Here is a 9,121-nt window from a genome sequence, read left to right as displayed (position 1 = left end):
AGATGAACCACTATCTGAAGCAGATCAATTACAAATTACGAAAATTCATCAAGCCATTGCGATGATTCAGTTCAAGCTTGAAAGTCCTATTATAAAGAGACGTCCGACCTTTAATATGTCAGAAAGGTTGCTGCTTGAGAAAATTGATTTTGATAAAAATGAAATCACGATTCATGGGGAAACGTACCCACTGGAAAATACATGCTTTACGACGGTTAATACTGAGCAGCCTGATCAATTATTAGAGGAAGAAGCGCGAGTGATGGACAAGCTGTTATTTTCAGTTCAGCATTCAGAAAAGCTAGCCAGACATATGAATTTTCTTATGAAAAAAGGCAGTCTTTATTTGAAATATAACGGGAACTTATTAATACACGGCTGTATTCCTTTAGATGAACTAGGAAATATGGAAAAAATGGTGATTGAAAATAAAACCTATGCAGGTCGTGATTTACTTGATATTTTTGAACATTATTTACGATATTCTTTTGCACATCCTGAAGAGACAGACGATCTTGCAACAGATATGGTTTGGTATTTATGGACAGGAGAATATTCATCACTATTTGGGAAACGAGAAATGACAACCTTTGAAAGGTATTTCATTAAGGATAAGAAAACCCATAAAGAGAGAAAGAACCCATACTACCATTTACGTGAAGATGAGGAAACCTGCCGTCAAATCCTCACAGAATTTGATCTAGATCCTGACCAAGGTCATATTATAAACGGCCATACACCAGTAAAAGAAATTAACGGAGAAAATCCAATTAAAGCAAATGGAAAAATGATTGTCATCGATGGAGGCTTCTCAAAGGCATATCAATCCACAACAGGAATTGCCGGATACACGTTATTATACAATTCATACGGCATGCAGCTTGTCGCCCATCAACATTTTCAATCAAAAGAAGATGTTCTTCTCAATGGAACAGATGTCTTATCCGTCAAAAGATTGGTTGATAAAGAGCTCGAGAGAAAAAAGGTGTTAGAAACAAATGTAGGAGAGGAATTATTGCAGGAAGTCTCTATTTTGACTAGCTTGATGGAATATCGGTATGTGAAGAGAAAGAAATAATGATTATTTAATAGATTATAGCTTTATAGAATATTTGTTCTGTAAAGCTATAATTGTATTGCAATAGTTAGGAAAACTCAAGGGTGGTCAGCCTTCCCCCAGTAGGAAAGGGGGGTGATGCTTATGATGTATTTGCTAGTGTTCATTATCTCTTTTAGAGATAAAAAAATCACCCACCCTTGAACATGGTAATGTGAAATTTAACGGATTTCTGAAAAAGTCTCCCATCCTCAAGGAATGTGAATGCTAGAACCTCAAGTCCTTAAAATAAGAGGATGTGAGGTTCTTTTGTTTGTACATATTTAGGGGTCTAATTGATGTAGTTTTATAAAAAAGATTGATAATTTATAATAAAGTTTGATTAAAAATTCTGTGTTGAGATGTAGAATTTTTTCTTATTCCGCAATCGGCCCAGATTGTGGAACAAAACCTTCAAATGAAATTGGCTATTTATGTTAACATTGGAATTGGATCGTAAAGAAATGTACTTAAACTAAATGGTGGTTTTTGGAACAAGAGAAAATGTAATTACAATTATTTAGAGAGGTGTTGGTCATAAAAAAATTCTTTGTCCCAATTTTACTTGTGTTACTCCTAAGTTTTATGGGAGGAAGTTATTTTATCTTACGTATAAATAATATTAGCAATGTTACAGTAATTTTATTAACGCTAACCCTAATAATTCTACCTCCAACGAGCATCTATTGGTTATTGATACGTCCAAGGTCAATGCCGAAATTATTAGTATATCTTTCATTTATTGTATGTTTGGGAGCTTCCTATTTAATAATCCCTCCAACGCAAAAGGAATTCTTTAATCAGATTTTGATTTGGCTTATACCTGTTTTGGAAGTTAGTATCGTAATTGTAGTTGTGTATAGCATTATTAAAAGCATAATCCGCTATAAGGGAAACAATAAAAGTAAAGAAAATGATTTTCTTGAAATAGCGAGAATATCACTTGAACCCAAATTGGGAAATGGTTTTGTTTTAGGAGCGATTTTAACAGAACTAAGTGTTTTCTATTACTCAATAGTAGTATGGTTCAGAAAGCCAACCGTGATTGAAAATGAAAAAGTCTATTCTTATCATAAGACTTCACAGATAAAGACTATTGTAATCGTATTTTTAATCCTAATTACATTGGAAGGAATATTATTTCATTTTCTTATTCAGTTATGGAGTGACGTTGCTGCGTGGATTTTTACGATACTAAATATTTACGCTTTGCTTTATATGATAGGACTATATAATTCTGTAAGATTTTTGCCTCATATTATTTATTTTGATAAGCTCATTATTCGCCTTGGATATCAAAGCAATATTGAATTGGATATTAGAAATATAGAAAGTATACAAACCGCTAAAAAACAAGGTGGAATCGGGGAAAAAATACCTAAAGAAACGTACTATGCAATGTTGAATATGGATTCTCCACAGTATGAAATCTTTTTAAAAGAACCTGCTTTAATGAAAAGCTCATATGGTAGAAAAAAATATGTTAAAACTGTTGTATTCAGGACTGACGAACCAATAAAAATGGTTGATGAGATAAATTCTAATATTAAGTCTTTAAGTAAAGGATAAAAAGATAATTGTTCAATTAACGGGCGCAATTCTGGAACAAGGATAAGCGATCACTTTCCATTTTAGGTCCATATTGTTGAACAACACATAGATATCTAACTTAAAGTTTAGAAGAGATTGTGGATTTCTACACTTCAAGTAACGGATAGATTAATGAAAGAAGAACAAGAAGTTATCTGGACTGATAAGCCACTTGTTCTTCTCTCTATTTTTGTTGATGATAAAGTATTAAACAAGTAAAAAGCTAATCAAACTATAACGGTTTTACAGGTACACATATTTCGCAATAAGAGTTGTTAATCATATCACCAGTGTATCTTTCCAAAATGGGTTTTTTATCAAATTGATATCCATTAATTTGTATGGTTGGAAAAATATCAGTATATGCTTTTTGAATATCTTCTGCTGTATGTTTGACTTCGAAAATAAGGTGTTTTCCACTAGAAAGTTCACTTTCACAAATTGAATCATCCAATTGATAATCTTTTGAAATCACAATACAAGCATCAAATCTACAGTTTTCAGGAAGTGTTGTCTCAGGATTATCTTGTGGAATTGTAAGTAGGATTGCCGATTTAAGAAGATTTTTTTCCTTAGCCCATTTTTTTAACTTCTCCATTACTTCAATATTTGCAGGACCATAAGGACCAACTCTTCGCACATAAGCGATGCGATAGTTTGGAAGTGTTTCGACTTTAAATTTCATAGGTTTTTTCTTCCTTTCTTTATTTATATTTGTTTGTTACATTTCGAATGTAGTATGCTTTAAAAATATATACATTTTATTTTTTAAAATTTTTGAATCTACAACTTTCCTTATTCAACGGGCGCTTTCCTGCAGGGTTAGGTGCTATATTTCATTTTAGAAGTAGTTTGTTGTAGAGGGAAATACTAATACTTTATTGAACTTATTAGTAGAGAATAGATATACTGAAAGGGTGAAAACTGTTGAAATTAAAAATCATAAAAAGCATTAGAACGAATAATTTTAGTGATGAACGTGTGATGCAAAAAATCACAGAAATGTGGAAAGAGGCTTCTGCTCATTTGACTAACCATAAAAATCTTACATATGGTGTTTATTATCAATATGAAAGTAACTATAAAGATAATTATTCATTAAGCGTTGCTATTGAAGATAATGATGGTGAATCTTTTATAGAAATACCGAATAACGAGAAATACGAAATCTTTAAAGTGGATACATCTGAAGAACAAGGAATCTATAATACTTGGAGTAAAATATGGGAGCAAGAAGAAGCAGGCACATTAGAGAGAGCTTACTCATATGATTTTGAGAAATACTACCCTAATGGTGAAATTGAAATTTACATAGCAATAAAGAATTGACAATTCTTGTTGACTTAAACCAGCTAATAGAAGGTTGTTAAATTAACGAGGCTTTTTTTAAACAAGTAAACTTCAACAATAGAGCGCTTTCCTTTAATAAGGATCAGTGCTTATTTGCATTTTAGAGCCAGATTGTGGAACAACAACTTATATAAATTGTGAATATTTGTACTTAAACGCAACAGGAAGTTGAACAAGTTATAAATCGAATATTTTAAAGTTATAGTATTTCTCTGTAATGAGGAATGCTTTTTCTATTTGTCTAAAATAAAAAGTGTATAACAATAAAAAAAGAAATAAAAAAGATAAAGTTTTATTGTAAAACGATAAATTACGTGCTAAAATCAAATCGAAAATAAATAAGAGAGGTGCTTTTTATGAAAAGAGGTTCAACATTATTTTTAAAGGTAGCTGTTATCTTCATTGGCATTCCTATTCTTGCTTTGTGCATCTTTTTGTTGCCTCAGATAGCGAATGAAGCAATTGAAGAAGCGAAAAAGGGGGCAGAGTTGGCTTATGTGGTATTTGGCCTTTTAACTATTATGTATGTATCGACAATCCCGTTTTACTTTGCATTGTATCAGGCATTAAGAATTTTAAGTTATATTGACAAGAACCAAGCTTTCTCGGAATTATCTGTAAGAGCTCTAAAGAAAATCAAAAACTGTGCCATCACAATCAGTGGCTTGTATGTGGTAGCCTTACCATTGGTCTATATCATAGCTGAGTGGGATGACGCACCAGGTCTCGTATTAATCGGAATGGTTATTGTTGGTGCTTCAATGGTTATCGCAGTCTTTGCTGCTGTTCTTCAAAAGCTTTTAAAAGAAGCTATAGATATAAAATCAGAAAATGATTTAACGGTCTGAGGTGATAACAATGGCGATAATAATCAATATTGATGTGATGTTGGCCAAACGAAAAATGAGTGTCACAGAACTTTCTGAGAGGGTTGGAATAACGATGGCTAATCTTTCTATATTGAAGAATGGAAAGGCAAAAGCGATTCGATTATCAACTTTAGAAGCGATTTGTAAGGCTTTAGAATGTCAACCTGGAGATGTTTTAGAATACAAAAGCGACGAAGACACTCAAGAATAATAATGAACTAAGCAGGTGTTTTAGATACCACCTGCTTTATACTTCAATAAATTGATGAAAATTAAGTTTATTTAAGAATTTGATACAGGCTTTACTGGGACAGGTATGGCGTATGTCAAAAATATTCATGGGAGCTACATCACTAAGCCTAATAAGTCGTACAAACAGGTCAATCTAAAAGATTGCGAGTTTCTGGGTCACAATAATAACTGGCAATATGTCGAGAATCTTTAGACTAATGCCTAACCGAAATTCATCCCCTCCCTACTCACTTCGTTCCTTGAGGAAGGGGACTTCTTCCGGAAAGCTGTTAAAAGATTATCAAAATAGAGACATAATGAAAGAGTCCATGTCTCTTATACAATATAGTTCGATGTGATTCAGTGATACGATACTTTACTAGATTCTAGAATAACAACTTATAGATCGTGAATGGTTGAACTTTAATCAATGTAGTAAGATCGTTGAAAAAGTTATAAATGAAATAGTTACTTCTATGAAAGAGTAGTTTCTGGAAGTAATAAAGACACCTGAATCCCATTCTGACAATATGCTGTGTCCGTCCCTGTCTGTGGAGGGTAAATGGAGAGGACAGCAACAACATTTTAGGGGGACAGACAATGTCAATAAAAATTCCTTTTTTTAATAATAAACAATCGAAAGAATGCTTCCATTATCCAGAGGGTGATACACCGGACCATATAGCCATAATTATGGACGGAAACGGACGCTGGGCCGGGAAGCGGGGCATGCCCAGAGTTGCTGGCCATAAAGAAGGAGTATCTACCGTCGTAAAAATTGTCAAGGCAGCAGTCAAATGCAAGGTGAAGGTTCTGACACTTTATATGTTTTCCACGGAAAACTGGAAACGTCCAAAGCCTGAGATAGACTTTATATTGAGACTTCCCAAGGAGTTTCTACATATTTATCTGCCAGACCTTATATCCAATAATGTACGCATTGAGGCAATCGGTGATATGGAAAATCTTCCGGCCTATACACGTGAAGCCGTACAGTATGCAATTGACCGTACCCGGGACAATGACGGTCTTCAGCTGAATCTTGCGCTCAACTATGGAAGTAGACACGAGATTCTGAATGCCATGAAAGAAATGTTCGCGGATATAAACGATGCGAAATTGTCAATGGATGAAGTGGATGAACAGCAGTTTTCAGGATACCTGTATACAGCCGGTATGCCAGACCCTGACCTGCTTATTCGCACCGGCGGGGAAAAACGCCTGAGCAATTTCCTGCTCTGGCAGCTGGCGTATACGGAGTTCTGGTTTACCGATGTGCTGTGGCCAGATTTCTCCGAGAAGGAATTTCTGCAGGCACTTGAGGAATACCGGCAACGAAAGAGAAGGTATGGTGGAATATAAGATGGTGAATGGAACATGAAGCAACGAATATTCACCTCTTTTTGTTAATCTCAAAAACCACGCTTTTTGATAGTAGCCACAACAAGAAAAAACCTTACATTTGTTTAAAAATATTAGTCATGTTATTCCAGATAAGGGCCAGATTCTTGAATAAAAATTCAAGAAGAAATTGGAATTTCTTTAATATATAGAAGATTATGAAGGAATTATCATTATTTAATTGAATTCATATTTAGATACGATATGAAGCAAATAGATGAAGAAATTTTCATTTTGCTGGGTGGGGAGTTATGAGAAGCGATAAAGAAATGTTTGATTTGATATTGGGAGTAGCTCAAAATGATGAACGAATTCGTGCAGTCTATATGAACGGGTCAAGAACCAATCCCAATGCTCCAAAAGATATTTTTCGGGATTACGATATTGTTTATGTAGTGACTGAAACAGCCTCTTTTATAAATGACGAGAAATGGATTAGTATTTTTGGAGAACTGCTTATGATTCAAGAGCCTGATAAAAACGATAAACTTGTTGGTATGGCTGTGGACTTTGAACGTTCTTACGGATATTTAATGCTTTTTAAAGATGGAAATCGTATTGACCTTCGTATTCAAACAAAAGAAGCAATGATTGAATGTTATGAAAAGGATAAACTTACAATTCCATTATTAGATAAAGATAAAATTCTACCACTTATTCCAGATCCAACAGATATTGATTATCACGTAAAAAAACCAACGAAAGCTATGTTTATTAGTTGCTATAATGATTTTTGGTGGTGCCTACAAAACGTAGCAAAAGGAATTTGGCGTGGTGAATTGCCATATGCAAAGCAAATGTTTGAATATGTAATAAGAGTTAGGTTAGATGAGATGGTTTCATGGTGGATTGGGACTAAACATGATTTCCAAGTTTCAACGGGAAAAATGGGAAAGTATTTTAAAAAGTATCTCCCAGAACCATATTGGGAGATGTATAAAGAAACATATTCTGACAGTGATTATGATAATTTGTGGAATTCTATTTTTGTCACATGTGAATTGTTTCGGGCTTTATCTCAAGATGTAGCTGGGTATTTTTCTTTTATATATCCAGTTGAGGATGATATAAACATGACGGAATATCTTAAACAAGTACGAAATTTACCTGTTGATGCAAGGGGAATTATTAATTAAAACTATATGTGAATCATAACTTTTTTCCAAATATCAGATTCTAAAATTAAACCAATGAGTTTGTGAACTAAACTAGCTAATAAAAATGCATGTGTTATTCAATTATCGGACGCACTTCTTGAATAAAAAGGCTTCTCTCCTGAAGTGGTCCATTTAAGTAAAGAAATAAGTATTACTTTAAGTAAGGTGGGGAAGCTAATCTCGAAATTCAAGAAGCTTTCTATGGTGAAGATCATCAGGATGAAGCTATACCAACATATATCAATGATAACACTGCTGCGATAAAAATTACTGGGAACAATAAAGTGAGACTTATCGGATCTTTACGGGCAGTTATCTCCCCCTTATCTTCTTTGCTTCTCTCGAATCTTGAAGTGGGAGTTTTACTGCCCGTTAAGGTGGGATAAATAAGAAGATTATCTAACAAATGAAACAAACCGGTCTGAATATGACCGGTTTGTTTCATTTAAATTACACCATCTGTTTTATCGCTCTGATCTTTATTTCTTTTAGTTCCTTTACTGTTGTCCCCACTAACAGGAACTTGTCCGTGTAATTGCGGTGAATTTTGATTACGGCTGCCTTTATTAAATTTTTTTGTCATGTCTCACATCTCCTTTCTTATTTCAAATACAGTTTGTCCCTTATTGGTGAACTTATGTTTTTCTCTTGAAAAGAATAGCCATATCAGGTGATATTCTGACCATTATTGCAAAGATAAAAACCGAAAATTACCCTTCAGGATATAGGTATCTCTTTTATGATGATGAATTTGAACAGAGTGGCGTAATTGATATTAGTTTCAGTGAATGGAATTGATAGGCCAAAGCTTATTTAACTAAAGAGTGCGTTTCTACAATAAGTGGAGACGCTTTTTTACTAACGTAAGCAGGGATGCTCTTTATTTTTAATAATATATAGAATTAGAACAAAAATAAGGTGCATTATGAAACGAGGAACAATGATTTTTTTAAAGATGACTATTTTTATCTTTTCTAGCCAGAAGACTCCCATCTTCAAGACGAGATAGCGGATAAGTGGGGATGAATGGCTCTTTTTTTCTTTTGAAAATATTTTGTTCAAATATGGTAAATTGGATAAACTTTTTGTTATAACAACCTTATCGAATGTACGTTCTGGAGGTGGAGGAGAAATGAAAAAGGCTTATTTTTCAAAAAGAATCTACAAAAATACGTTGCCTAAAGTCTATGTAGATGCCATTTCTCACTCCCTTCTATTGTTTAATCGAGCAAAGCACTTTTCCTTTCAAATACAAGTGGTAGAAAAGCGTTCAGGGAAAAGTAAGCGGGATAAATCCCTCCACTTAACAGTGAAAAATCGTTTTGAAATGAACGATTATTACACAAATTCAGTTGTTCAGGAAGCAAATGCTTTGATGAAATCTCAAAGTGAACTTAAGAAAATGTACATTTCTACGAAAGAAGAAC

Annotated in this window: 10 protein-coding genes and 1 pseudogene; 8 read left to right on the top strand and 3 right to left on the bottom strand. The window is 33.7% G+C overall.

Translation table 11 applies throughout. The annotated features are described in order from the left end of the window. Together K9V48_RS25990 and K9V48_RS25985 are read left to right on the top strand one after the other, a co-directional pair. Nucleotides 1-1,078: fructose-bisphosphatase class III (locus tag K9V48_RS25990; protein WP_224141991.1), on the top strand; the 1,078-nt coding region annotated here is incomplete at its 5' end. A gap of 729 nt (nucleotides 1,079-1,807) precedes the next feature. Then, entirely contained in the window at nucleotides 1,808-2,665 is an 858-nt protein-coding gene (locus tag K9V48_RS25985; RefSeq protein ID WP_224141990.1) for a hypothetical protein, read from the top strand. A gap of 253 nt (nucleotides 2,666-2,918) precedes the next feature. Here K9V48_RS25985 and K9V48_RS25980 read toward each other — a convergent pair whose 3' ends face one another. Beyond that, complete coding sequence (locus K9V48_RS25980) at nucleotides 2,919-3,371, bottom strand: AraC family transcriptional regulator (protein ID WP_224141989.1); 453 nt, start codon at nucleotides 3,369-3,371, stop codon at nucleotides 2,919-2,921. A 242-nt stretch (nucleotides 3,372-3,613) separates the two neighbouring features. On the opposite strand from K9V48_RS25980, the gene K9V48_RS25975 reads away from it, so the two are divergent. From K9V48_RS25975 to K9V48_RS25955, 5 genes are all read left to right on the top strand, one after another. Continuing rightward, nucleotides 3,614-4,015: a GyrI-like domain-containing protein gene (locus K9V48_RS25975; RefSeq protein ID WP_224141988.1), complete on the top strand. Its 402-nt coding sequence runs from the start codon at nucleotides 3,614-3,616 to the stop codon at nucleotides 4,013-4,015. A 377-nt stretch (nucleotides 4,016-4,392) separates the two neighbouring features. After that, nucleotides 4,393-4,884: a DUF2975 domain-containing protein gene (locus K9V48_RS25970; RefSeq protein ID WP_224141987.1), complete on the top strand. Its 492-nt coding sequence runs from the start codon at nucleotides 4,393-4,395 to the stop codon at nucleotides 4,882-4,884. Nucleotides 4,885-4,894: 10 nt separating this feature from the next. Continuing rightward, nucleotides 4,895-5,116 carry a helix-turn-helix domain-containing protein gene (locus K9V48_RS25965; RefSeq protein ID WP_224141986.1) on the top strand — a complete coding sequence of 74 codons (222 nt, stop codon included), beginning with the start codon at nucleotides 4,895-4,897 and terminating at the stop codon, nucleotides 5,114-5,116. Nucleotides 5,117-5,736: 620 nt separating this feature from the next. Next, entirely contained in the window at nucleotides 5,737-6,498 is a 762-nt protein-coding gene (gene uppS / locus K9V48_RS25960) for an undecaprenyl pyrophosphate synthase (RefSeq protein WP_224141985.1), read from the top strand. A gap of 290 nt (nucleotides 6,499-6,788) precedes the next feature. Next, nucleotides 6,789-7,673 (top strand): aminoglycoside 6-adenylyltransferase, encoded by an 885-nt coding sequence (locus K9V48_RS25955; protein ID WP_224141984.1) that lies wholly within the window; start codon nucleotides 6,789-6,791, stop codon nucleotides 7,671-7,673. Between the two features lie 235 nt (nucleotides 7,674-7,908). Here the strand turns inward: K9V48_RS25955 and K9V48_RS25950 are convergent, their stop codons facing one another. Both K9V48_RS25950 and K9V48_RS25945 read right to left on the bottom strand, forming a co-directional pair. Continuing rightward, entirely contained in the window at nucleotides 7,909-8,139 is a 231-nt protein-coding gene (locus tag K9V48_RS25950) for a hypothetical protein (protein ID WP_224141983.1), read from the bottom strand. Beyond that, on the bottom strand, nucleotides 8,140-8,277 hold the full coding sequence (locus tag K9V48_RS25945) for a hypothetical protein (protein WP_224141982.1): 138 nt from the start codon (nucleotides 8,275-8,277) through the stop codon (nucleotides 8,140-8,142). 549 nt (nucleotides 8,278-8,826) lie between these two features. Here K9V48_RS25945 and K9V48_RS25940 point away from each other — a divergent pair. After that, nucleotides 8,827-9,121: pseudogene (locus K9V48_RS25940) on the top strand (hypothetical protein); the annotation flags it as partial.

The organism is Metabacillus rhizolycopersici (genome assembly GCF_020075705.1).
Note: the sequence above shows the minus strand (reverse complement) of the source record. Positions and strands in the feature narration are given on the sequence as shown.

Bases quoted from the DNA above. Each gene is read 5' to 3' on its own strand.
- K9V48_RS25985 (WP_224141990.1), top strand. From the start codon at position 1,808: ATGCCGAAATTATTAGTATATCTTTCATTTATTGTATGTTTGGGAGCT.
- K9V48_RS25980 (WP_224141989.1), bottom strand. From the start codon at position 3,371: ATGAAATTTAAAGTCGAAACACTTCCAAACTATCGCATCGCTTATGTG.
- K9V48_RS25970 (WP_224141987.1), top strand. From the start codon at position 4,393: ATGAAAAGAGGTTCAACATTATTTTTAAAGGTAGCTGTTATCTTCATT.
- K9V48_RS25965 (WP_224141986.1), top strand. From the start codon at position 4,895: ATGGCGATAATAATCAATATTGATGTGATGTTGGCCAAACGAAAAATG.
- uppS (WP_224141985.1), top strand. From the start codon at position 5,737: ATGTCAATAAAAATTCCTTTTTTTAATAATAAACAATCGAAAGAATGC.
- K9V48_RS25955 (WP_224141984.1), top strand. From the start codon at position 6,789: ATGAGAAGCGATAAAGAAATGTTTGATTTGATATTGGGAGTAGCTCAA.
- K9V48_RS25950 (WP_224141983.1), bottom strand. From the start codon at position 8,139: ATGAAACAAACCGGTCATATTCAGACCGGTTTGTTTCATTTGTTAGAT.
- K9V48_RS25945 (WP_224141982.1), bottom strand. From the start codon at position 8,277: ATGACAAAAAAATTTAATAAAGGCAGCCGTAATCAAAATTCACCGCAA.